Raw genomic sequence first — 24105 nt, 5'->3', positions numbered from 1 at the left:
TACTAAAATAACAAATCCAAAGAAATATCCATTTATTCAAACATAGATGGATATTTTTCTGGGTTGGCCTCATGCATGATTGCATATACCGTCTCTACAACATCATCCGAAGATGGTTTTGAGAAATAATCACCATCCGAACCATAAGGAGGGCGATGCGCTTTTGCAGTCAATGTCCGAGGTTGGCTATCAAGTAAATAATAACCATTTTGATTTTCAAGTATTTCCTGCAGTATAAATGCGGCAGCGCCCCAGGCACATCCTCATCTACCACTAACAACTTATTTGTTTTTTTCAGAGACTCCGCACATAATTGTCCTTTATCAAATGGCAACAAGGTCTGCGCATCAATAATCTCGATAAATATTCCCAAACGTTCTAATTCTACGGCTGCTTCTTCGACAACACGCAAAGTTGAGCCGTAAGAAACAACAGTGATATCCTGTCCTTCTTTAATGCGCTCAGCATAACCTATTGGCACTGTAAATTCACCAACATTCTCCGGCAAACGCTCTTTAAGGCGATATCCATTCAGACATTCAACAACAATAGCTGGTTCATCTGAGCGGAAAAGCGTATTATACATTCCAGCAGCTTGTGTCATATTACGAGGTACGCAGACATGCAATCCTCTTAAAGAGCCCAGTATCACACATCGGTGATCCCGAATGCCATACTCCCTCCAATCGGTGTCCGCGGGTACGGATAATGACCGGTGCTTTTGCCCTCCGAAAGTACGGTAACTTAAGCTGGCTAAATCGTCACTGGCAACAGTGATACCGTAAATCAAATAATCTAAGTATTGAATTTCAGCAATTGGTTTTAACCCACGAATTGCCAATCCGATCCCTTTACCGATAATTGAATTTTCGCGGATCCCGGTATCAAATACGCGATGTGCACCGAGCTTATCCTGTAGACCTGCAAATCCTTGGTTAACATCTCCTATTTTCCCTACATCTTCCCCGAATGCCAATAAACGTTCATCACGTTGAAAATTTTCTTCAAAACAAAGATTCAAGACTTCCCGACCATCTACAATTTTAGAATCCTCACTATAAATCGCTTCCACTGTAGGCACATTGAAGGGAGAATCAACGCCATCCGTAAATAATTTGGAGTTATACCGTTTTTCGTTAATCTCCTGTTTAACCTTATACCAATTCAACAATTCCTGACGGCCTTCTGTGTCTTTTCCCTTTAGCTCATGTAGGATCTTCCGAACCTGACCATACACCTCTTTCAGAGAGGGTTCAACCATCGATTGCAGTTTTTTTGCTGCGAAGTCCGCTTTTTCATTTGGAATTCGTGACAATAGATCAATAGCTTCTTTTGCTTCAAACGCCAAAGTTCTGATATAATCAGTCCAAGCTCTTTTTGTTCCTGGCGAACAAAATCCTTAGCCTCACGATCCAGTTGATCCAATTCTTCGTCTGTAGCGATACCCGAACTTTGTATCCACTCTTTCATTTTCGCAATACAATCGAAGTCCGTTTCCCACTGCAAGCGTTCCTGAGATTTATAACGCTCGTGGGATCCTGAAGACGAGTGCCCTTGCGGTTGTGTCAATTCAGTCACATGGATCAGACATGGGATATGCTTTTCTCTTGCAATATTTGCGGCCTGTTCGTATGTTTCACACAAGCCCGCATAATCCCAACCTCTGACTTTAAAAATTTCAATTCCGTTTGTCAGTTCCTCTTTTTGAAAACCCTTCAGTATTTCAGAAATATCACCTTTTGTGGTCTGGGTCTCATTCGATACCGAGATTCCGTAACCATCATCCCAAATAGAAATAATCGCTGGAATCTGATGTACTCCGGCAGCATTGACGACTTCAAAAATACACCTTCTGAAGTTGCAGCATTACCTATTGTACAGAAGGTAACTTCATTTCCCCTATTCGAGAAATAGGACAAATAATCCAAGTTTCTATTTTGTTTATATAATTTAGATGCTAATCCTAGCCCCAATATTCTTGCCATCTGCCCACCTGTGGTAGATATATCCGAAAAGGAATTCTTCTGCACCGTTTGATCAAGCCAATTCCCTGATCATCCAGCACCCGTGTAGAAAAATGACAGTTCATTTGTCGACCGGCAGAGGATGGATCAGCTTCAACATCTGGATGTGCATATAATTGAGAAAAAAACGATAGACATCACTGATGCCTGAAGCAAATATAAATGTTTGGTCACGGTAATATCCCGATCGCCAATCGCCATTTCTGAAGACCTTAGCCATCGCAATTTGTGCCAATTCTTTTCCATCGCCAAAAATACCAAACTTCGCCTTACCAGTAAGCACTTCCTTACGTCCCAATAAACTTACGTAACGACTTTCCAAGGCGGTCCGATAATCATTCACAATAATCTTTCTGAACTCGTCAAAGCTCAAAGTGGAAATAGATTCATTGTTTTGGTCAAATGCAGTATCAAACATATTCTTTTTTGTTTCAACAAATTTAACAAAAATATTATTCTATATAATTGGTGTTTGTCAAATAATTTGACAATCAATAGTTCGTATTTGAAATAGAATATTCTAATTTCTCAAATTAGTACTTTTTGAGAAAAATTCCTAATTTTTGCAGATTTTTAATTATTATAGATAGGGATTGAACGCTAGCGGCAAGGGATCAGAAATTCATAGCTTCATGATCTCCTAAGACAAAGACTCGAGATTGAGATAGTTCTTTTTTAAATTTTAACTTTTTACTGTGAATTTTTCGACACTACAACTCAATAAGCTCCTTTTTTCCAACATTGAGAAACAAAAGCTTTCGGTATTAACAACTGTCCAGGAACAGGCTATCCCTGCTATATTAGCTGGCGAAGATTGTCTGGCGATTGCCCCTACGGGAACCGGAAAAACCGAGGCTTTTGCCATCCCGATCGTACAACATTTATTAGAAAAAGAACAAAGAGAATCTGCCTCCGTTCTTATTCTACTTCCAACACGCGAACTCTGTATCCAAACGAAAGATCGAATTGCTAAACTGATTGAGGGTACAGGTCTCAATATTGCCAGTTTTTATGGTGGCGGAACTTACGAAAGCCAGCTTGCGGCCTATCCTAAAGCTCAGCTGATCCTAGCTACTCCAGGCAGATTACTTGACTTTTTGGAACAACAGCTTGTTGATCTAAAAGCGATAAACACCCTAGTCATTGATGAATTCGATCAATTGCTCGATCTTGGTTTTGCATTAGAAATCAATAAAATTATACAGGCACTTCCAACCGAAAGACAGTCTATTTTTGTTTCGGCGACACGCACAGCAGAAATGGATAAGATCATTCAAAAAGGCTCAAAAATCCAATAGAAGTCAGAGTAGAAGATCATCTAAAAAAGGAAAAATAAGCGAGTATGTATTATATGTTGATAAAAATGACAAGAAAAATCTAGTCCGTTACCTTCTTGAAAACAAAATTAAATCACAAGCCCTTATTTTCACGCGGACGGTACATGCTGTCGAACGGATTGAAGCAGATCTTCATCGAAATGGTATTTCGGCACTAGCACTATACGGTGATAAGACGCAACAGCAGCGCGAGGACATTGTCGCTAAATTTAGAAATAAAGAAAACAGGGTTTTGATTGCCACAGATTTGCTAGCAAGGGGCATAGATTTCCCCGATTTGGAAGCTATCATAAACTATGAAGTACCGGACTCTCCGGAGGTATATACGCATCGTATCGGAAGAACAGGCCGCTCTCAGGCTGACGGTACGGCCATCACACTCTGCGACGCCGAAGACAACCAAAAGTGGATCAAACTACAGTTGTCACTAAATAAACAGATACAGATTGACGATCAACATCCATTTTTATTGAGCTGGGAGAAAATGCTATCCAGTAGCCAAAACAATGGCCGAAAAGGACAATCAAAATCAAGAAAACGTCGTTAAATTATAATTATTCTTTTACTTTTACCTGCAATTAACAAAATCACAGTCCAAGATGAGTACAATACATTTATTTGACGATAGTAACAATGCGAACGACAATCGCTTAGGGGATCTGGAAAAAACCATCATCATTAATAATCTGATGGAGGTTCCTTTTGCAGAGCGGGATGAATTATGGCGTGATACCTTCTTAAATAACATCGCCGAGTGTACATTAAAACTCGCCGAAACCGAAGTAGTCGTTGGTCCGGACGGATTTCCTTATTTCCAGTTGGAAAGTGTCCCCAAAGATCAGAATTTTCAGGCCTTTGTGATCAAAAACCGTTTAAAGGATTTTGTACTACCAAAAGGCTTTGGTATTGCCATTAATACACAAAATGAAAATCCAGACTGGATATTTACCTATGGCGATCTGGTCAATTATTTCCTGAATGAAGAGTTTTATACAGACGAGTATTTTTTCGCAAAAAACGAGCAAACCACAATCGGTAAAGATGAAGAAATTTTAGTTGGCCAACCCGCCGAAACGATCCTACCTTATCATGTTCGTACACAGCTTCGTGAGTTTCTGGATTATTATGGTGTCAAGAATGCCAAAATTATGCTTATCGCACGTAATTATAAAGACGAAGAAAAGGCCTCTCAAGATCTGGTATTTAATATCGTAGCCAATCAGTTTAGAACAGAGAAAGAATTTACGAATATCATGGAAGCAATTGGCTGGTTTTTACCAAGACATTACTCCTATATCGGGTTGGATGAATTTGCGGTTGAAAATGGTTTCATGCCATTATAGAAGAAAAAAATTTGATTATATAAATAGAGAATAAATAATGTTTCCATTTAACGTAAGAGTATACGGGATATTGATCAACGAGAAAGAGGAAGTGCTGATCAGTGATGAAAGAACGGAAAATGTTTCATTTACCAAATTCCCCGGTGGAGGGTTAGAGTACGGCGAAGGTCTATTGGAGGCTTTAATCAGAGAATATCAAGAAGAGTGTGCATTTGACATTGACGTCGTTAAGCATATCTATACCACTGATTTTTACGAAAAATCAAGCTTCAACGATAGTCAGATCATATCAATTTATTATCAGGTCAAAAATACTTCGACCATTCAGATCAGAACGACGACTAAAGCATTTGATTTTGATCTGGATCAGAAAGTTGAAGATAATAAGCGTCAATCCTTCCGTTGGGTTCCGTTACATACACTTTCCATAGAAGATCTGACATTCAAAACCGATCAAATCGCTTGGTTGGAATTTTTGAAAACAATCAAATGATAATAAATTTCTAATTTTCGTCGATTTTATTTGTATTTAAAAAATAAACATATATCTTTACGTAAACCAATGGAAATACTTTGTTTTTTTAAAGTATTGACCTTAATAGCTACATTTTATTATTTTTTTGATATCTCGCTAAGACGAGATGGGTGCAGGGGAAGTGATATCAAACAGACATTGGTTTATTGAATTTGTAAATTCCTAGTCCTATAGGTTTTTTAATAGTTAGTGTGATTTTATGGCGATACTCCCCGTATCGCCTTATTTTTTTCATTTTATTGCCTGTTTCCATACTCAGCATTTATCCTTGCATTTTGTCTGCTTTGTCGTATTATTATCAAGCAAGATTACTATTTGAATGCGACGAAAGAAGCAAAACACAAATTTTTGTGTAGTATATCTATATCTTTAAATCCCACCTTAGCCAATAGCTCAAGCTGATAGACCAAGGACCGCGGCGTATCTTCATGTTCTACATAGGCAAAAACATGGTCACGATATGCTTCGTTTTGCAATTTAGTCAAGTACGCACCATATTTCTCACGATAGATCAGCTGTTGAAGAGGGACACTATTTTGTTCGATTAAATCGAAAATCCATACACTTCCCCGCTTTTGAGAAGTTTAAAAAGTTTGCGAAATGCTGTCTCCCAATCTTGATCGTCTCTCAAATGATGCAAAACTGCTGTCGCAATAATCACATCAAATTTCTCCTCAGACAGATCGGCTTGTCGAAAATCGCCTTTAATCAAATGAACTGCGCCAGTTGTAAGTACGCCAACACGTTCTTTGGCTCGCTCCAACATTGGCAAACTCAGATCGACCAAGGTAACATCCGGATTGGACCTGACTTTCTGAAGCAGTTTCACATCATAATTACCTGCACCGCAGCCGATATCCAACACCTGCTCAAGATTCGGGTAGAGCGATGAAATTGCGTCTGTTATAAGTTCCATATTCCAGACCGCATCCAATGTAGTCGCCTGACCTGTTTCTAAATTAGAGAACCGTTCGACATCTTTGTCAAATCGCGTTTCAATTTCTTGTAATGTTGCCTTACTCATAGCTAAATAAATATTTGTGAGCTCAAATGCCCGGTTTGTCATTCCATGGAAATATCGAATATCCAAGTTATTTTCATAAGCGCTTTTTGCATTCTATGCATTGATATCACCTATAAATTTTAATTATTTAAAGGTAGGATTAACTCAAATTCATTAAAAATATTTATTTTGTCATCGATTCATACCAAAAAGTATCAATGGAAATCCGACATCTTATTTATTTCAAAACAGTAGCCGAGGAACTCCACTTCGGAAGGGCTGCTGAGCGGTTATTTATGTCCCAACCACCGTTAAGTCGACAAATCAAAGATCTTGAAGATGAGCTGGGTGTTATACTCTTTTTCAGAACGAACAAAAGGGTAGAACTGACCGAAGCCGGTAAATACTTTTGGAAGAGGTTGTTGAGATACTTCAAAACTTAGCGCATAGCAAAACGATCACAAAACAGATCCATAACAATATTTCAGGCGAATTTAAATTGGGCTATATCAGTTCCACACCAAAGCAGATGTTGGCAACCGTCTTGAAACAGATTCAACAAAAATTCCCTATCTACGGGTCAGCTTGTTTGAGACATCAACACAAAAACAGAAAACAGCCCTGGAAAATGGAAAACTGGATCTCGGCATTATGCGTGCGCCTATTTACGCGAGCGAACTGCTCGTCACTCCCCTATTTGAAGATCCCATGGTTATTGCTGGATCCACGGAAGTAGACTTTAAGAACATCAATTTTTTCAATGAAAATTTTATCTCTTTCAATCAAAAATATGCTTCTGAATATCATCGCCTAACAATCAATACCTGTAATCGCATGGGGTTTGAGCCCAAAATTGTGCACCAAAGCAATTCTATGTCTTCTATCCTTGAACTCGTTTCACAGGGATTAGGTTTGGCCGTGGTCCCGGCATCCACGATAAAACAGTATCCACATTTAAAATTGAAAATCCTGAAACTTGATGACGTAGATAGTAAAACAGAGGTAATTTTGGTTTCGAATATAAAAAGTAAGAATAGTGCTCTTGCTGAATTTATTCAATGTATTCAAAAAGAATATCTTAAATTCAATAAAGGTTAGTAACCAACCCTGATTATTTTATTCCCGTAGACATTATGAAAAAGACTATCATTATCATCTTTCACTTAGCGCTGTTACTCCCCGTATTATTGTTCGGACAAGAGACTTCAGAAATTGACCAACGATTGCAAACTATTATGCAACGATATCAAGCAATAGGACTTAGTGTAGTGCTGGTAAAAACAACCAGATTTATTTTCATAAGAGTTATGGTAACAAAAGTATCGAGGACAAGACTTTGCTCGATGACAATGATATCTTTCGGATCGCTTCCATATCAAAGTCATTTACCGCGACATCTTTTATGCAACTTTTGAAGCAGGGGCGATGTTCTTTAGATGATGATTTCGGAGATCTTATCGGTTTTCCGATTAGAAATCCAAATTATCCCGAGGAAAAAATTACCCTTCGAATGATACTTTCTCACACCTCGAGCATTAATGATCAAAACGGTTATTTTAATCTGGATGTGATCAATCCAACCAAAAATCCGAATTGGAAAAGTTCTTATAATAATTATACACCAGGCAGTCAATATCAGTATTGTAATCTAAATTTTAATATGGCTGGCGCCGTATTGGAAAAATTGACGCAGATGCGTTTTGATAACTACATCTCCAAAAACATTCTTAAGCCATTGCATCTTTATGGTGGATATTGTGTTGACTCGCTAGATCATTCGAGATTAGTCCCTTTATATTCATTCGATAACAACGCTAATATTATCGAAGAACCGAATGCATATGCACCAAGGCGTGACGAACTTGCAGCTTATCAATTAGGCTATACGACTCCTGTCCTCTCCCCGACTGGTGGAATGAAGATCTCGACACTCGATCTCGCAAAATATATGCTGATGCATATGAACTATGGGGTGGCTAGCGGGAAGAAAATAATGGATAAAAAATATGCAAAGATCATGCAAACAGCTGTTAATAGCGATGCAGGATATGGCCTCGCCATTATGAACGAAAATACGGTAATTCCAGGTGTTACATTAACGGGACATACGGGATCTGCTTACGGCTTATATAGCGCAATGTTTTTCAATCCTGTAAAAAAATATGGATTTGTAGTGATCACCAATGGTTGCAACATACCTGATAGCGAAAATTTTAATCCACTGCTCAAAGACTGCATCCGCGCCTTATATGACACGTATATAAAATAGGCTAATATTCAGTAAAAAAGTTCCACAATTTTTATTTTCAATCGTTTATTTTAACTGCGAAAAAAAGGCTTGATAAGCAGAAGAGTTGGAGCACTTTCAGAATCATCCCGCTGTCTTTCAGCCATAAAAATACCCCAAATAGTTGAACACTATTTGGGGTATAGCTGTATTTCTTGCTTTTTACTTATTTCTTATTTCCTACCCAATTTACAATCGCTGGATCCAGTGGATTGGTAGCTGATCGAAAGCGATGTACTAATTTACCATTTTCGTCGATCAGGAATTTTTCAAAGTTCCATTTAATCTCTCCTGTAAAATCGGGATTTTCCTGTGTGACCAGATATTTAAATAAAGGTGAAATCTGATCCCCTTTAACTTCCACTTTTTCAGCCATTAAAAAGTCTACACCATAGTTTTGTTCACAGAATTCCTGAATCTCTGAATTGGAGCCAGGTTCTTGCTGTCCAAAGTTATTCGCCGGAAAACCAATGATAACCAATTTGTCGCCAAATGTTTTGTGTAGTTCTTCCAGGTCCTTATACTGTTTCGTAAAACCGCATTTAGAAGCCGTATTGACAATCAATATCTTCTTTCCTTTGAAATCGGACATTTTCACCTCCTGCCCTTCTAGCGTCTTAAAAGTGAAATTATAAATTTCGGGATTGCCAAATAACATTGACATGTACACCATAATAGTTGCTACGATCATATTTATTTAATTTAAAGACTCAACAATGAGTTACTCTCTCTTTCCAGCACCGCATTGAACAATTCGTTAATAGGTGACTTTAGTATTGTTCCGACCTTGATCTGATGTGTTTCACACACTTCACGCAATAACAGATCAAAGCTATAAGCAATTGAGCCAACAAAGTGGCACTCATACTGTGTATAATCCGCATAAGTCAAAATAGAGGCCTGAACAAACTCTTCAAAACCACCTTTTACCAGATCAATAATAAATGGATGGGTAATATTATCAGACATAAATGGTGCAAAGGAGGCTAAAAAGCATTCGGCCGTTCTTTTTGGTACACATTTTTGATAACAACCTCTTTATTTATACGGTATTTAACGGCGAATTTCTCATTCAAATCTTTTGGCATACGCCCATATAAAAATAAGCGTAGGAGCTTTTTACCGAAGTAAGCGCCCGAACCTTCGTCTCCCAGCACATAACCATTACCATTGTGGGAGGCCATGAGCTCCTCACCATCAAAAAGCTAAGATCCGATCCAGTACCAAGTGTAGCTACATAACCTTTTTTATTGCCACAGGTTGCTAAAGCACTACCAAAAGGTCGTTCTCAACTGCGATATAAGCATTTTCAAATAAAGGGGTCAATGCATTTGAAACCATTTCACGACGGTCAGGGTAATACAGCCCGCCCCAAAAAAATAAAGCTCTGTAACCTCGTCAGCATAGGGTATTATTTCAGGTATTTCTTTAATAACCCGTGTGATTTCTTTTTCATTAACGAAAAAGGATTGAGTCCATTTGTACTGAACGAAATAGGAGCACTATCAGGCAATTCCAATTTCCAATCTGACTTTGACGAGCCACTATCAACAACTAAGATCATACAAATTCTTGATTATTTTCCCCTTATAAACTAGTGTATCAAATATACAAAAATTACCTCCAAACTGAAACGACGATTCTTAAAGAAAATACGTATCTTGGAATTCTTATGTGACATCTTTACAATCCAATGAGACTTTTGAATCAATCAAAGTAAGACGGATCTAATAAGCTATTGAAGAACCAACAAAACATTTTTTTGTTTGATTTAAGCATAAGATACTTTTAATTTTGTAAGCGCATACTAAAATTATTTTTCATGGATAGTGACCATTTAAATGTACCTACAATAAACTTTGAGGTATCATTTCCAGAAGTACAAGCTCATTACATTGACGTAAAGATGAGCATCAAAAACTCAATCAACCCTATGTTGATCTAAAAATGCCAGTCTGGTCACCAGGTTCCTACTTAATTCGTGAATACGCAAAAAATGTAGAGCGATTTAAACCTGTCGATGCCAATGGAAATCCCATTCCTTTCAGCAAAATATCAAAAAATACTTGGCGTGTTACAATAGATGCACTGGATCAGATAGATGTCCACTATTCGGTATATGGCTTTGAGGTCTCTGTCCGTACAAATTTTTTCGACAGCGACCACGCATTTATCGTCCCAACAGCAACATTTCTACATATTGAAGGCTATCTTAACGTCCCTTCGACGATCGTTATTGTGCCAAAAGAAACCTGGAAAAGTATATCAACAGGACTTGAACGGTTGACGCAGCATACTTTCCATGCGCCCAACTTTGACGTTTTATATGACAGTCCGATTGAAGTAGGCAACCAGGATATTTGGAAGTTTCATGCTGCAGGCGTAGAACATGAGTGCGCAATGGTGGGTGGTGGCTCCTATGACAAAGAACGTCTTACCACAGACATTACACGTATTGTGGAAGAAGAAACCCGCATTTGGGGATCAAACCCCAACAAACGTTATGTCATTATCACACACAACTATCAATCTGGTGGTGGCGGTCTTGAGCACCTCAACTCTACCGTACTGGGGGCTTCGAGAAATGCATATCGCAATGAACACAGCTACAAAACATATCTGAGCCTCGTAGCCCATGAATATTTCCACCTATGGAATGTAAAGCGTCTTCGCCCCAAGGCATTGGGCCCATTTGACTATGATGGGGAGAACTATACCACAGGATTATGGATCATGGAAGGGTGACCTCCTATTATGATAATTTAATCATCAAACGCTGTGGGTTCTATGATGAAAAGGAATACCTTTCATTATTGGTCAATGATTTTAATATTATATTGAACCGTCCAGGACATGAGATACAGTCTGCGGCTGCATCAAGCTTTGATACTTGGATCAAATATTATAGACCAGATGAAAATGCCATTAATTCGGCTATTTCTTATTATAACAAAGGGGCTATGCTTACCGCCCTGCTTGATATCAAAGTAATAGCAGCCACAGATGGAAAAATAAAATTAGACGACATCCTCCGTGCTGCTTATGAAGAATTCTTCTTAAAACTTGACCGTGGCTTTGAAGAAAAAGAGTTTCAGAGCCTCGCGGAGCGTATTGCTGGCACCTCGCTGGATGATATATTCCAGGCAGCACATCAGGATGGCGAACTCGATTACAACGCTTATTTTAATTTGGTAGGATATGAAATTGTGGATACCAACGAAGATAATGACACATTAACCTTGGGTATCACGACCAACAAAGTAGATGGTGTAATCAGTGTTGCGACTGTTGAAAAAGGAACAGGTGCCTACGATGCTGGTTTAAATGTCAGAGATGAATTAATTGCAATCAATAATATCAGACTTGATTTAAAAGACAAGGAAATTGATTTTATCATCCAACATGCTACTGATGGTGAAATATTGAATTTCCTTATTGCAAGAGACGGCTTAATTCGAGAGATACCCGTTCAAATCAGAAAAAATAACAAGAAGATTCATGAAATCCGTCCGCTTAAAGACCAAACCTTTCTGCAGGAACTGTTGGGAAAAATCTGGATGGCTTAATGTGAACGTTAGTCAACTGTACCATTTAACAGAAAGAGCAGAAATATATTTCTGCTCTTTCTGTTAATTTTAAAACTTATATCTTACCGAGAATCCAATAGGATCAAATATCTTGAGGCTGGATTCATTCAAAAAAATCAAAATAAGGTTTTACATCCAATGAAATCTGAAATGGGGCTTGGGGAATATTATACTCTATCCCGACAATACCATCTATACTTAAATTAAGATGTGAATCAAAGGATTGACGTTGACCATTTATAATTTTGTCTTTTTCTTTGTACGATCCGATACTTCCACCAAAACCATAGTACCAATTTAAACCTGTCGCTAAAGGTTTGTAAATTTCATACAATCCAACTACACGAAATCGGCGGAAATCAGAATTGCTTTGAATACTCATAATACCTTCTAACGCATGATTTGAATTAAGTGTATGACGATAAGTAATCCCTTGAGCAGAACCAAACCGCCCACCAATAGCGCCTTTATTATCCAGCTGAGCTACAGCTTTATTGGATAACGCACCAAACATCAGCATTCCACCGACAGCCAAAAATATTTTCTCATAAAAATTGAACGCTTTATACTCTACTTTATATCTTTCAAAAGTAACAATTACAGCTATAACGACACAATGTTTAATTTGTTATGACATTAATCCCAATATCTCCAACTTTATTTCTGATATTTTTTTATATTTAAGTCAATAGTGATAACCAAATAAACTCAAGTGATATGGGCAGAATTTTTGACTTTATAACCTTATATAAAGAAAAATACGCAAAGGACATTATGGTGGCGGGCAGAGATTCCAGTGGCAACTGGAAAACTTACTCCACCAAAGAATATACGGAGGCAATTGATTCCTTGAGTAGGGCTCTATTGAAATTGGAGCTTAAGAAAGGGGATCGTGTCGGAATAATGTCCGGTAATAGACCGGAATGGAACTTGGTTGATTTTGCCTGCAATCAAATCGGGCTTGCAACAGTCCCGCTCTACCCGACATTATCTACACAAGATCTTTCATTTATTGTGAACGATTCCGATGTTAAGGTGTTATTTGTAAGCAATAAAGACTTGACTGCCCGTATTGAGCAGGCGATCAAGGAACATGGCATACAACCGCAGGTATATACCTTTGACCAGATTGAAAATCATACTCCTCTAACTGAGTTAATTGCAAGCGCAAAAGGAGATACGACTGATCTGTCCACTCATCGAGATAGTGTTACCGAAGATGATCTATTGACCTTGATTTATACCTCTGGCACCACAGGGCGTCCCAAAGGTGTTTACCTATCTCATAAAAATGTCTATAGCAATGTCACCGCCTGCAATTACCTGATACGGGAGGATTTCAAAACTGCACTTAGTTTTCTTCCGTTATGCCATATTTTCGAACGTATGGTTGTGTATATGTACTATTCAAAGGGGATTCAAATTTACTTCTCAGAAACCCTGGATAATGTCGTTGCTGATATTAACGATGTAAAACCAGATGTCTTTACAACGGTACCACGTGTACTGGAAAAAGTCTACGACAAGATCATTGAAAAAGGTAAAGCACTGACCGGTATTAAAAAGAAACTATTCTTCTGGGCAGTAGACTTAGGGTTAAAATTCCAGGAGCCAGGCAAAAATGGCATGCTCTATTCGATTAAACTGGGCATTGCCCGTAAGCTGATCTTTTCTAAATGGCAGGAAGCATTGGGAGGTAATATTAAGATTATTGTCTCAGGCGGTGCCGCCTTCAAGAGCGCTTAGCGCGTATATTTTGGGCTGCTGACCTCAAGGTGCTTGAAGGATATGGATTGACGGAAACATCTCCTGTTATAGCCGTAAACTCGTATCTACCGAATGGACTAAAATTTGGAACAGTTGGAAAACCGCTTAAAAACCTTGAAGTAAAAATCGCATCAGATGGTGAGATCCTAGTGAAAGGCCCTAGTATAACTACAGGCTATTATCAAAACGAGGAAGCCACTAAGGAAGCTTTCGATGAAAATGGTTTCTTCAAAACCGGAGATATTGGCGAAATTACGACAGATGGTTTCTTAAAGATTACTGATCGAAAGAAAGAGATGTTTAAAACAGCTGGCGGAAAATACATTGCACCGCAGTCTATTGAAAACAAATTAATGGAATCAACCTTGATCGGCCAGGTAATGGTAATCGGCGAGAATCGCAAATTTCCGAGTGCATTAATCGTACCTGCTTTTGATGTCCTTTCAAAATGGGCTGCCCAAAAAGGGATATCCAGTAGTTCAAATGAAGAACTTATCAAAAATTCCGACGTTGTTCAAAAATACCAAGAGGAAATAAACCGATTATCAGGTAACTTTGGCCATTGGGAGATTGTCAAGAAATTTATTCTTTTACCAAAAGAATGGTCAATAAATGAAGGTCAATTGACCCCAAAATTGAGTTTGAAACGAAAAGTTATTTTAAAAGAGAATGAAACTGCGATCGACAAATTGTATGTGGAACAGAATCAAGAATAACAATTTGCACGATTATTGGAGCGGATAATCTTATTATGAAGCACGTTACACTAAAAGATTTATTTACATTCGGGTACTGGAAAAATATTTGGCAGGTCATGATTGATGCCTTCAACGGATTCAATGATGACAAGTGCATGAAAAAAAGTGCGTCGCTAGCCTATTATACGATCTTTTCGATCGGTCCGTTGCTAATGATCGTCATTTGGTGTATCGGTTTCTTTTATGGTGAACATCTTCAAAGTGGTTCTTCTGCACAAGATGAAGTGCTGGACGAAGTTACGATACTTTTTGGACAGGGTGTGACCACGCAGATTCAATCCTATCTTCAGAAAATTACTTTTGAAAACAAATCCAATATAGGCATTACAGTCGGTATTGTTACTTTGGTCCTTTCCTCCACGACTTTATTTGTCGATATCCAGGATTCAATAAACAATATCTGGAAAGTGAAGCCTAAACCCAAGAAAGGATGGTTAAAATTGATCATCAATAGACTCATCTCCTTTTCCATCGTGATTGCTTTAGGCTTCTTATTAATTGCTTCATTGATGATAAACGGAGTTATTGTCGCGGTCACCAACCTGGTTATGACCTATTTCCCCATTATTCCGATTGCCCTGATATCTTGGGTAAATACCGGCATTACGTTTTCTGTCATTGTGATACTATTTGGATTTATCTTCTCATTCTTACCGGATGCCAAGGTGAAATTCCGCGATATGCTCGGTGGAGCTATTTTCACTGGCCTTCTTTTTATGCTGGGTCGCTATGGTATCTCGATTTATCTCAACCTCTCCTCCACGGCGAGTTTTTACGGTGCCGCAGGCTCTATCATCATTATGTTATTGTGGATCTATTATTCCGCAGCAATACTCTACTTTGGAGCTGAGTTTACCAAGTTTTATGCGATCAAATTTGGAGCGGGTATTGTTCCATCCGCATTTGCCGTTGCTGTTGAACAAACAGAAAAAGTCAAGAAAATGGGCTCCGATGCAGAAGCCCATATCGGAGATACGATTCAAGTCTTAAAGTAGTCACACTATTTTTTTCTTTTTCCCACTGATAGAGCCATCTATTCCGATCACATCAATAACCCTGTCACCAATTTGTGTGATATCTGATTTCAGTCCGATCATCACCGTAAAAATATTGACCGGTGTATCCTGTATCTTTCTGAAATTGTGCAAGTAACCTAATTCCAATCCAAGGAAAAAGCCATTGAATTTATAGTCAGCTCCAGCCCCTAGTTTGCTGGACAGGTTAAAACGATTTATATTTTCCATCTTAACCAGCTTCTGATCAGCCATTACATTCGCACGGGGTTCACTTGTCAAGCCTATTCCAGGCCCAAGAAAACCGTAAACATTCAATCGACGCATCTGTTTTCGCACACCGCCCGAAAATGCGAAAGTATAAAAATTCGTATTTGCATCCTCAATACGATAAGCAAAATTCGGATCAGGTAAGCGCTGTTTATATTTGAATGACAGGGTATACAATGTTGGCGACACAAAAACATCGAATTTTTAAGGAGATATCCAGACCAATACTACCAGAAAATTTTGGAGAGAGTATATCTTTCGTTTTGCCTATAGGAAATCCCATTCCGGTGGTTCCCCAATAGTAAACTTTCCGATAATGTATTGTATCAACACCGTTCTGGGCATAAGTAGCAATGCTAAACAAAGGAAGAAGAACGAAAACAAGAAGAAGTCTATTCATTTAAAAGCGTTTAATATTGAATAAGAACAATATTAAACGCAGAATGTTCAAGGTATCTAAAATAATTTAAAGATAGCTTTTGGACTGTGGACCTTGATTAAATAACAGATCGATAATACTCAAATCTGGATAGAAACCATTTTTATCCAAGAAAACCTGATAGTACTCTTTGGGTGCAACCAATATACTTTCCTTTTTCGGATGTATGATTTCCCGATAATCGATCGTGTCCGCATCATTGACCGTATATTCCTCGGTAAAAGAAACTGTTCTTTTTAGCTTAGTTGATTTTAGTATCAATTCCAACTGTGCAACGTTGAAGTCCAAGAGATAATCGAACTTTTCTTGATAAAAACGATTAAAATCATCTTCATAATATTCAAAATACGCAGAACTTCGATAGGCGGTCTGAATACTTAACCAATGTAAGCGCTGCCAGTCAAATTCATAACTTATCCGGATATCTTTCATTGGGACGCGTTCCTTATTACCATGTTGTATTGGAACGATTAAATCCTGTACTCCATTGGCAGAAGCAATGCGCGCCCGCGTACGATAGCTTTGTTTTTGAAAATGTTCATATTTTTCGATTACAATAGGGAGATTATTTTCCTGAATGGTATGAAAATAAGATATCGGCGGAAGATAACATGCTGGAAGTATTAACTGCGATTCCATAAAAACTGATGATTTTTGTTATAAGTGACGCAAAAATAACTTAATTTAAGGATATTTGTAAAATACAACTGGGAATTTTAGCTATAGCATGAAACAAAAAGCGTTAAACGCATTAATCTATGTCATCTCTCTTCTCCCCTATTGGTTTCTATATTTGATTTCCGATGGGCTTTATTATATCCTCTATTATATGATAGGGTATAGAAAGGGTATCGTATTCCAAAATTTAGAAAACGCTTTTCCCGAAAAAAAACCGAGGCTGAAAGATTGGTAATAGCAAAAAAATTCTACCGCTTTTTCCGGATTTACTTGTGGAATCCATTAAGCTAAAAACGATTTCAGCCAAAGAAGTCAAGCGGAAAATGACATTAGAAAATGAAGAGGAACTGACGCGCCATCTTGCTGCCGGGAAAAATGTGATTGGGGTAACCTCGCATTATGCCAACTGGGAACTCGGGATACACCGTCTGAGTTTGATCACTGATTTTCCAACATTGATTGTTTACAAACCGTTAAACAACAAGGATATTGATACAGTCTACAATACGATGCGTGGTCGTTTTGGTGCAGAAATGGTTCCAATGAAACAAATTCTCCGGCATATTGTAAAATTGAAGGGGCAACCCAATGTTAGTATGCTAGTAGCTGATCAGACCCCATTATATTCAGACTCTGATTATTTTATCAATTGGTTGAATCAAGAAACATTGGTCTATACAGGAGCTGAGCGGCTATCAAGAATAAGCAAAGCCCCTGTTGTATTTTGTTATATTGGCCGAAAGGCAAAAAGAGGACAATACTTCTGCAAGTTTGTGACTTTGGTAGAGGACCCTTCTGAATTTGCCGAACATGAAATAACCGATTTGCACAATCGCTTTGCGGAGCAAATAATTCGTGAAAATCCCGAATATTGGCTTTGGTCACATAATCGCTGGAAAAGGAAACGTAGAAAATGAGTAAATTACCAAAAGTAGCTGTTGTCATACTGAACTGGAATGGTCGTTTCTTCCTGGAGAAATTCTTACCTTCTGTTTACAACAGTTCTTATCCAAATATTGAGTTCGTCATTGGAGACAATGCATCGGATGATGATTCTATTCTGTTTGTTAAGCAGTACTATCCCACCATTACCATTCTTGAAAACGACAAGAATTATGGTTTTGCCGGTGGTTACAACAAAATCCTGGACCGTGTAGATGCGGATTATTATGTCTTGTTAAATTCAGATGTAGAAGTTAGCCAAAACTGGATAGAGCCTGTTATTACATATATGGAGCGTAATCCGGGTATTGCTGCCGCACAACCCAAGATCCTATCCTTTCATAATAAGGAGAAATTTGAGCATGCCGGTGCTGCCGGAGGCTACCTGGACTATTTTGGTTTTCCTTTTTGCAGAGGAAGAATTTTACATGAGGTAGAGGAAGACCATGAGCAGTACAATCAGGAATCCGAGATTTTCTGGGCATCAGGAGCCGCACTTTTTATCCGCGAGAAAGCCTGGAAAGAAGCAAATGGCCTGGATGAAGATTTCTTTGCCCATATGGAGGAAATTGACCTATGTTGGCGATTGAAAAAAATGGGTTATGGTATAGGTTACTGTCCAACGTCTGTTGTCTATCATGTAGGTGGCGGAACATTAAATGCCAGCAACCCCAAGAAGACCTACCTAAATTTCAGGAATAATCTCGTTATGTTGCAAAAGAACCTACCTTTGGGTAAGGCAATTTGGATAATTTTCCTACGGCTTTGGTTCGATTTGGCCGCATTGATGAAGTTTCTAATTGACCGAAAGCCGAAAGATGCATGGGCGATCAGTCGCGCGCATCAGTATTTCTTCCTAAATATTTTTAAAAATGCTAGAAAACGAAAGAAATATACGGCGATAGAAAACCAGACAGGACAATACAATAATTCAATTATTATTGATTTTTACACGAATAATAAACATAAATTTTCGCAATTGAATCCAAAGGATTTCAAATAAGGCATTTGAAGTTCGGATCGTAAAATGCACAAAAACGCATTTTAGAAATAAGGCACTCTTTACAACAAGATTCTTTATTTATTTTATTTAAACGTACTTTTTATTTGTAATTTTGCAACATGTTGGCGATGGATATTGAAAAAAGATAAAAGACTTAACAGCAGAACTTAATCATTACAACTATCAATACTATGTATTGGCGAATAGTCTTATTTCAGATTATGACTTCGATCTCAAGTTAAAGGAACTCGAAGCACTGGAACGTCAATATCCAGAATTTGCTGATCCAAACTCACCTACACAACGTGTCGGTGGCGATATCACATCTAAATTTAAAACGGAAAAACATCGTTGGCCCATGCTTTCTTTGGGCAATACCTACAGCCAAGAAGAATTGTTTGACTTTGATCAGCGAATCCGCAAGATCATTGGCGATCAGTTTGAGTATGTCTGTGAATTAAAATTTGATGGCCTTTCCATTAGCCTCACCTATGAAAATGGGATACTGAGCAAAGCGGTTACCCGCGGAGATGGAACACAGGGTGATGTCGTGACAAGCAATGTCAAAACGATTCGCTCCATTCCGATCAGACTCAAAGAAGGTGACTACCCTGAACAGTTTGAAATTCGGGAGAGATATTTATGCATAAATCCGCGTTTTTACGTCTGAATAAGGAACGCGAAGAGAATGAAGAACAGACTTATGCCAATCCGCGTAATTTTGCTTCGGGCACAATAAAACTTCAGGATTCGGCAGAGGTTGCCAAAAGACCCTTGGATTGTTTTCTATATTTCCTGTATTGTGACAATAGGACCAATTTATTTCACGATCACTGGAACAGCCTGGAACGTGTGAAAAACTGGGGCTTTCCTGTTTGTGAACACACAAGAAAATGTAATACACTGACAGATGTCTTTGAATTCATTGACTATTGGGATACCGAACGACATAACCTTGGATACGAAATCGACGGGATCGTTATCAAAGTAAATGATTATGCCCAACAAGAAGATCTCGGTTTTACGGCCAAGAACCCAAGATGGGCGATATCCTATAAATTCAAAGCTGAACGTGTTGAGACAACACTCAAGACCATTAGCTACCAAGTGGGGCGTACTGGAGCGGTGACTCCAGTAGCTAACCTTCAACCTGTAGTGTTGGCGGGTACAACGGTCAAACGTGCATCACTGCACAATGCCAACGAAATTGCACGGCTAGATTTACATCAAGGTGATACCGTCTATGTAGAAAAAGGTGGAGAAATCATTCCAAAAATCATTGCTGTAAACCTTGAAAAGAGATTAGCAGATGCAACAGCCTTTGTCTATCCAGACAGCTGTCCAGAATGTGGCACCGCATTAATTAGACAGGAAGGTGAAGCAGTCCACTACTGTCCCAATGAAACAGGATGCCCTCCACAGATCGTCGGTAAAATGCAGCATTTTATTGGGCGTAAAATGATGGATATCGAGGGGATGGGCGATGAAACAGTAGAGACCTTTTTCAAAAAGGACTATTGCATAATATCGTCGATATCTACGGTCTAAAAGATCATCAGGAAGACTTACAGCAACTCGAACGCTTTGGCCAAAAATCCATAGACAATATGCTTGCGGGCATTGAGAAATCAAAAGAGAAACCTTTTGAGAAAGTGTTGTTTTCTTTGGGCATACGTCATGTTGGCGAAACAATCGCAAAAAAACTAGCACAGCATTTCAAGAACATCGATGCTCTTGCTCAGGCTTCAACGGAAGAAATTGAAGGGGTACAAGATATCGGACGCCGTATCGCGGAGAGTGTCAAAGAATACTTAGACAACCCTATTCATCAGCAACAACTCATTAGCCTAAGACAGTATGGCTTAAATTTGGAAATTGAGGAAAAGGAAATCATTCTGGCAAGCGAAAATCTCAGCGGAAAGACTTTTTTGATTTCAGGTGTATTTGCTGATTATTCCAGGAGCAGCTCGCAGAGCTGATTGAGAGCAATGGCGGCAAGATGCTTTCTTCGATTTCTGCAAAGTTGAATTATCTGGTTGCAGGAGATAAAATGGGACCATCTAAATTAGCGAAGGCGGAAAAATTAGGTGTCCCGATGATTAATGAAAAGGATCTCTTAGACCTTATTCATGCCAAATAGGATTTTTAATTAAATTTATATAAATACAAAAACAAGATGAACGAGCTTCACGGCGCAGGAGTAGCATTGGTCACTCCTTTTAACTCAGATGAATCTGTTGATTTCGAGGCATTAGGTCAACTTATTGACTTGCAAATCAACGAGGGTATGGATTATTTGGTTTCTTTAGGTACAACTGGAGAAGTTGCCACACTGACTAAAGAAGAACGAAAGCGTATCTGGGATTTCACTGTCAAGCGCGTGAACGGTAGACTTCCTTTGGTTGCTGGTATCGGTGGCAACAATACAGCAGAGATTGTAGAACAGATCAAAGCTTTTGATCCGACTGGTTTTTGTGCCATCTTATCTGTGTCACCTTATTATAACAAACCGACACAGGAAGGAATTTATCAGCACTATAAAGCTATTGCGCAAGTTTCCCCTTTACCTATTATATTATATAATGTACCGGGCCGTACGGGTAGTAATATGACAGCACAAACGACACTACGTTTGGCTAATGATTTTTCAAATATTGTTGCAATAAAAGAAGCTTCCGGCAATTTTGCTCAATTCAGCGAAATCTTACGGACAAACCTGCAGATTTTCTATTGATCTCTGGAGATGATCCAGTGACTTTACCCATGATGGCACTCGGTGCTGCTGGCATTATCTCTGTCGTTGGAAATGCATTTCCAAAACGCGTTGCCAAGCTGGCAAAATTATGTGCAGAAGGGAATTATCATGAAGCAAGAGCAATCCATAACGATCTACTCCAGCTAACAGATCTTTGTTTTGTCGAAGGAAATCCTGCTGGCGTCAAATATATTCTTAAAAAATTAGGCATCGGTCATGATACTTTACGCCTTCCATTGGTAGGTATCAGTGAAAAAACACAAGTAGCGATAGCTGAAGAAATGGGCAAATTGAACTAAGCAATCAATTTGTTTGTTGTTGAAAAAGTTTAGATCTCGCTTGAGGTCTAAACTTTTTTGCTTCAAACGTTGCAATATAACAATATAATACCTACCTTTGCACTTCCACAAATGTGGAATTTTAAATAACAAAATTAATTAACAAAATGCAACAGTACGAATCTGTAATCGTTCTTACCCCGTTGCTTTCTGAAGATGCTGCGAAAGAAGTAATCGCAAAATTCAAAAACATCTTAACAGAAGGCGGAGCCGAGATTGTCGCTGAAGACAATTGGGGTTTGAAAAAATTAGCGTATCCAATCCAGAAAAAATCTACTGGATTTTATCACTTAACTGAATTCAAGGCTCCAGGTGAATTAATCAACAAATTAGAGGTTGAATACAAACGTGATGAGCGCATTATGCGTTTCTTGACTGTAAGTTTAGACAAACATGCTAGAGCTTACAACGAGAAAAAACGTAGCGGTGCATTCAACAAAAAAGCTGAAACTAAAACTGAGGAGGGCGCAAACTAATGGCTAACGAAAATATCCAATACGTAACTGCTCCTAAAGTAGAGGACAACCGTAAAAAATACTGTCGTTTCAAAAAGAATGGTATCAAATATATCGATTATAAAGATGCTAACTTCTTGATGAAATTTGTAAATGATCAAGGTAAAATCTTACCTCGTCGTTTAACTGGTACATCTTTGAAATTTCAACGTAAAGTAGCTCAAGCTGTTAAACGTGCTCGTCACATCGGTTTGTTACCTTACTTAGCTGATGCAATTAAATAAGGAGGACGATAGAAAATGGAAGTAATTTTAAAACAAGATATCAAAGGCTTAGGTGAGCAAAACGATATCGTTAATGTAAAACCAGGTTTCGGTCGTAACTACTTAATCCCTCAAGGATTTGCTATCCAAGCGACTGAATCTGCAAAGAAAGTTTTAGCTGAGAACATCAAACAAGCTCAGTTCAAACAAGAGAAAATCAAAAAGACGCTACTGAATTAGCTGGTAAATTGGAAGCTATTAAACTTTCAATTGGCGCTAAAGCAGGTGAATCTGGTAAAATCTTCGGTAAAGTAAATAGCATCCAAATTGCTGATGCATTGAAAGCAAAAGGTTTTGATGTAGATCGTCGTCGTATTACATTCGAAGTTGAGCCTAAGGAACTAGGTGAATATATCGCTAACTTAAACTTACACAAAGAAGTTAAAGTTCAAGTTCCTTTCGAAGTAATCGCTGAATAATTTTATATTATTTAGTACAATATACAAAAGCGGCTATCAATGGATAGCCGCTTTTTTTCGCTTACCTTCCTTACACCTGCTTAAAACAAAAAAACTCGCGCTGCTGAGAACAACGCGAGGCATAATCTAGGGTATTTGAAAGGGAAAATCTTTATTTATATCAAAATATCAATAAAAAACATAAATAAAACAAATAAATCAGAAAAATATACAGTTTTATCTCGTTTTAATATTCAAAAGAAGTAAAAATTATCCATTTATCAAAATAAAATTGATTTTATTTTGATAAATAAGCATAAACAACACAAAAACACAAATATTAACACTAAATTTAAATGAAAAACACATAAAAAACTTAAAAATACATTTTTTATGTAAAAAATTCATTTAAATCAGATAAAACAAAAAGAATTATCAAAAAAAAAAAAAGACCTGAAATAAAAATATTTCAGGTCTTTTTATCGAAACAACAACTACTATGCTAATTGCTTCTCTAATTTCTCATTTAAAACTGATTTTGGAACTGCTCCAATTTGCTTATCTACAATTTCTCCATTTTTGAAGAACAATAAAGCAGGGATATTGCGGATACCATAACGAACTGAAATTTCTGGATTTTCATCTACGTTTACTTTCCCTATCACAGCCTTACCTTCGTAATCTTTAGCTAATTCTTCAACAACAGGACCAACCATACGACAAGGACCACACCATTCTGCCCAAAAATCAATTAATACGGGTTTGTCCGCTTTCAAAACAACTTCTTCAAAGTTGCTATCTGTAATTTCTAATGCCATAATCTTTTAATTTTATAAACCGAAGTTATATT

The 24105-nt window shown here is 38.0% G+C and carries 29 protein-coding genes and 4 pseudogenes; 18 read left to right on the top strand and 15 right to left on the bottom strand.

Annotated elements, in window-relative coordinates:
• Window positions 1-32 precede the first annotated feature (32 nt).
• The 5 genes from KUH03_RS28115 to KUH03_RS28095 are packed head-to-tail and all read right to left on the bottom strand — an operon-like array spanning window position 33 to window position 2442.
• Window positions 33-173, bottom strand: coding sequence for a hypothetical protein (locus tag KUH03_RS28115; protein ID WP_257087745.1), 141 nt, complete (start codon window positions 171-173; stop codon window positions 33-35).
• Complete coding sequence (locus KUH03_RS28110; RefSeq protein WP_257087744.1) at window positions 170-1261, bottom strand: alpha-ketoacid dehydrogenase subunit beta; 1092 nt, start codon at window positions 1259-1261, stop codon at window positions 170-172. Before KUH03_RS28110 ends, KUH03_RS28115 begins: the two co-directional genes overlap by 4 nt.
• A complete protein-coding gene (locus tag KUH03_RS28105) occupies window positions 1243-1791 on the bottom strand; it encodes a thiamine pyrophosphate-dependent enzyme (protein WP_257097398.1) in 549 nt (182 codons plus the stop codon). Before KUH03_RS28105 ends, KUH03_RS28110 begins: the two co-directional genes overlap by 19 nt.
• Window positions 1716-2030, bottom strand: coding sequence for a hypothetical protein (locus tag KUH03_RS28100; protein ID WP_257087743.1), 315 nt, complete (start codon window positions 2028-2030; stop codon window positions 1716-1718). Before KUH03_RS28100 ends, KUH03_RS28105 begins: the two co-directional genes overlap by 76 nt.
• A gap of 55 nt (window positions 2031-2085) precedes the next feature.
• Window positions 2086-2442 (bottom strand): hypothetical protein, encoded by a 357-nt coding sequence (locus tag KUH03_RS28095; protein WP_257087742.1) that lies wholly within the window; start codon window positions 2440-2442, stop codon window positions 2086-2088.
• Window positions 2443-2719: 277 nt separating this feature from the next.
• Here KUH03_RS28095 and KUH03_RS28090 point away from each other — a divergent pair, with 277 nt between their 5' ends.
• Genes KUH03_RS28090 through KUH03_RS28075 form a run of 4 tightly spaced genes read left to right on the top strand, consistent with a single transcriptional unit; the run spans window position 2720 to window position 5197 of the window.
• The gene (locus KUH03_RS28090; RefSeq protein ID WP_257087741.1) at window positions 2720-3322 is read left to right on the top strand and encodes a DEAD/DEAH box helicase; all 603 of its coding nucleotides are present in this window, start codon (window positions 2720-2722) and stop codon (window positions 3320-3322) included.
• Window positions 3258-3908 carry a C-terminal helicase domain-containing protein gene (locus tag KUH03_RS28085; protein ID WP_257087740.1) on the top strand — a complete coding sequence of 217 codons (651 nt, stop codon included), beginning with the start codon at window positions 3258-3260 and terminating at the stop codon, window positions 3906-3908. Before KUH03_RS28090 ends, KUH03_RS28085 begins: the two co-directional genes overlap by 65 nt.
• Window positions 3909-3960: 52 nt before the next feature.
• The gene (locus tag KUH03_RS28080) at window positions 3961-4704 is read left to right on the top strand and encodes a hypothetical protein (RefSeq protein ID WP_257087739.1); all 744 of its coding nucleotides are present in this window, start codon (window positions 3961-3963) and stop codon (window positions 4702-4704) included.
• 37 nt (window positions 4705-4741) lie between these two features.
• Complete coding sequence (locus KUH03_RS28075) at window positions 4742-5197, top strand: NUDIX domain-containing protein (RefSeq protein ID WP_257087738.1); 456 nt, start codon at window positions 4742-4744, stop codon at window positions 5195-5197.
• A gap of 353 nt (window positions 5198-5550) precedes the next feature.
• Here KUH03_RS28075 and KUH03_RS28070 read toward each other — a convergent pair whose 3' ends face one another.
• The gene (locus KUH03_RS28070; protein WP_257087737.1) at window positions 5551-5724 is read right to left on the bottom strand and encodes a hypothetical protein; all 174 of its coding nucleotides are present in this window, start codon (window positions 5722-5724) and stop codon (window positions 5551-5553) included.
• A gap of 59 nt (window positions 5725-5783) precedes the next feature.
• Complete coding sequence (locus KUH03_RS28065; RefSeq protein ID WP_257087736.1) at window positions 5784-6263, bottom strand: class I SAM-dependent methyltransferase; 480 nt, start codon at window positions 6261-6263, stop codon at window positions 5784-5786.
• A gap of 197 nt (window positions 6264-6460) precedes the next feature.
• Between KUH03_RS28065 and KUH03_RS28060 the strand changes: the two genes are divergently transcribed.
• The 3 genes from KUH03_RS28060 (at window position 6461) to KUH03_RS28050 (ending at window position 8511) form a co-directional block, all read left to right on the top strand.
• Window positions 6461-6685: a LysR family transcriptional regulator gene (locus tag KUH03_RS28060; protein WP_306429196.1), complete on the top strand. Its 225-nt coding sequence runs from the start codon at window positions 6461-6463 to the stop codon at window positions 6683-6685.
• Window positions 6686-6827: 142 nt separating this feature from the next.
• Entirely contained in the window at window positions 6828-7340 is a 513-nt protein-coding gene (locus KUH03_RS28055; RefSeq protein WP_257087735.1) for a LysR family substrate-binding domain-containing protein, read from the top strand.
• A 238-nt stretch (window positions 7341-7578) separates the two neighbouring features.
• Complete coding sequence (locus KUH03_RS28050) at window positions 7579-8511, top strand: serine hydrolase domain-containing protein (protein ID WP_373564503.1); 933 nt, start codon at window positions 7579-7581, stop codon at window positions 8509-8511.
• 184 nt (window positions 8512-8695) lie between these two features.
• On the opposite strand, the gene KUH03_RS28045 is transcribed toward KUH03_RS28050, so the two are convergent.
• The 4 genes from KUH03_RS28045 to KUH03_RS28030 all read right to left on the bottom strand — a co-directional run bounded on the left by KUH03_RS28045 (window position 8696) and on the right by KUH03_RS28030 (window position 10093).
• Window positions 8696-9220 (bottom strand): glutathione peroxidase, encoded by a 525-nt coding sequence (locus KUH03_RS28045; RefSeq protein WP_257087734.1) that lies wholly within the window; start codon window positions 9218-9220, stop codon window positions 8696-8698.
• A gap of 11 nt (window positions 9221-9231) precedes the next feature.
• On the bottom strand, window positions 9232-9498 hold the full coding sequence (locus KUH03_RS28040; RefSeq protein ID WP_257087733.1) for a hypothetical protein: 267 nt from the start codon (window positions 9496-9498) through the stop codon (window positions 9232-9234).
• Between the two features lie 17 nt (window positions 9499-9515).
• Window positions 9516-9713, bottom strand: coding sequence for a hypothetical protein (locus tag KUH03_RS28035; RefSeq protein WP_257087732.1), 198 nt, complete (start codon window positions 9711-9713; stop codon window positions 9516-9518).
• A 227-nt stretch (window positions 9714-9940) separates the two neighbouring features.
• Complete coding sequence (locus tag KUH03_RS28030) at window positions 9941-10093, bottom strand: hypothetical protein (RefSeq protein ID WP_257087731.1); 153 nt, start codon at window positions 10091-10093, stop codon at window positions 9941-9943.
• Between the two features lie 383 nt (window positions 10094-10476).
• Here KUH03_RS28030 and KUH03_RS28025 point away from each other — a divergent pair.
• Window positions 10477-12095 (top strand): annotated as a pseudogene (locus KUH03_RS28025) (M61 family metallopeptidase).
• Between the two features lie 124 nt (window positions 12096-12219).
• Here KUH03_RS28025 and KUH03_RS28020 read toward each other — a convergent pair.
• Window positions 12220-12651, bottom strand: a complete 432-nt coding sequence (locus KUH03_RS28020) for a hypothetical protein (RefSeq protein WP_257087730.1) — start codon at window positions 12649-12651, stop codon at window positions 12220-12222.
• A gap of 182 nt (window positions 12652-12833) precedes the next feature.
• On the opposite strand from KUH03_RS28020, the gene KUH03_RS46885 reads away from it, so the two are divergent.
• From KUH03_RS46885 to KUH03_RS28010, 3 genes are read left to right on the top strand one after another with little or no spacing between them, the layout of a single operon-like run.
• The gene (locus tag KUH03_RS46885; RefSeq protein ID WP_306429195.1) at window positions 12834-13862 is read left to right on the top strand and encodes an AMP-binding protein; all 1029 of its coding nucleotides are present in this window, start codon (window positions 12834-12836) and stop codon (window positions 13860-13862) included.
• A gap of 29 nt (window positions 13863-13891) precedes the next feature.
• On the top strand, window positions 13892-14599 hold the full coding sequence (locus tag KUH03_RS46880; RefSeq protein ID WP_306429194.1) for an AMP-binding protein: 708 nt from the start codon (window positions 13892-13894) through the stop codon (window positions 14597-14599).
• 35 nt (window positions 14600-14634) lie between these two features.
• Complete coding sequence (locus KUH03_RS28010; RefSeq protein ID WP_120261973.1) at window positions 14635-15636, top strand: YihY/virulence factor BrkB family protein; 1002 nt, start codon at window positions 14635-14637, stop codon at window positions 15634-15636.
• On the opposite strand, the gene KUH03_RS28005 is transcribed toward KUH03_RS28010, so the two are convergent.
• Window positions 15637-16113, bottom strand: a complete 477-nt coding sequence (locus KUH03_RS28005; protein ID WP_257087729.1) for a hypothetical protein — start codon at window positions 16111-16113, stop codon at window positions 15637-15639. It abuts the gene before it with no gap.
• 277 nt (window positions 16114-16390) lie between these two features.
• Complete coding sequence (locus KUH03_RS28000) at window positions 16391-17002, bottom strand: WbqC family protein (RefSeq protein WP_257087728.1); 612 nt, start codon at window positions 17000-17002, stop codon at window positions 16391-16393.
• Window positions 17003-17313: 311 nt separating this feature from the next.
• Between KUH03_RS28000 and KUH03_RS27995 the strand changes: the two genes are divergently transcribed.
• The 7 genes and pseudogenes from KUH03_RS27995 to rplI all read left to right on the top strand — a co-directional run bounded on the left by KUH03_RS27995 (window position 17314) and on the right by rplI (window position 23276).
• Complete coding sequence (locus tag KUH03_RS27995) at window positions 17314-17958, top strand: lysophospholipid acyltransferase family protein (protein WP_257087727.1); 645 nt, start codon at window positions 17314-17316, stop codon at window positions 17956-17958.
• Window positions 17955-18986 (top strand): glycosyltransferase family 2 protein, encoded by a 1032-nt coding sequence (locus KUH03_RS27990; protein WP_257087726.1) that lies wholly within the window; start codon window positions 17955-17957, stop codon window positions 18984-18986. Before KUH03_RS27995 ends, KUH03_RS27990 begins: the two co-directional genes overlap by 4 nt.
• 145 nt (window positions 18987-19131) lie before the next feature.
• A pseudogene (gene ligA, locus KUH03_RS27985) lies at window positions 19132-21126 on the top strand (NAD-dependent DNA ligase LigA).
• A 36-nt stretch (window positions 21127-21162) separates the two neighbouring features.
• Window positions 21163-22040 (top strand): annotated as a pseudogene (dapA, locus tag KUH03_RS27980) (4-hydroxy-tetrahydrodipicolinate synthase).
• A 146-nt stretch (window positions 22041-22186) separates the two neighbouring features.
• Complete coding sequence (gene rpsF / locus KUH03_RS27975; RefSeq protein ID WP_104385828.1) at window positions 22187-22555, top strand: 30S ribosomal protein S6; 369 nt, start codon at window positions 22187-22189, stop codon at window positions 22553-22555.
• Entirely contained in the window at window positions 22555-22818 is a 264-nt protein-coding gene (rpsR, locus tag KUH03_RS27970) for a 30S ribosomal protein S18 (protein WP_028071347.1), read from the top strand. The genes rpsF and rpsR overlap by 1 nt, the downstream gene beginning before the upstream one ends.
• A 15-nt stretch (window positions 22819-22833) precedes the next feature.
• Window positions 22834-23276: pseudogene (rplI, locus tag KUH03_RS27965) on the top strand (50S ribosomal protein L9).
• Window positions 23277-23752: 476 nt separating this feature from the next.
• Here the strand turns inward: rplI and trxA are convergent.
• On the bottom strand, window positions 23753-24073 hold the full coding sequence (gene trxA / locus KUH03_RS27960; RefSeq protein WP_104385830.1) for a thioredoxin: 321 nt from the start codon (window positions 24071-24073) through the stop codon (window positions 23753-23755).
• Between the last annotated feature and the right edge of the window lie 32 nt (window positions 24074-24105).

The organism is Sphingobacterium sp. E70 (genome assembly GCF_019285695.1).
GTDB classification, from domain to species: Bacteria; Bacteroidota; Bacteroidia; order Sphingobacteriales; family Sphingobacteriaceae; genus Sphingobacterium; species Sphingobacterium detergens.
This window is presented reverse-complemented; position numbering and strand designations above follow the sequence as displayed.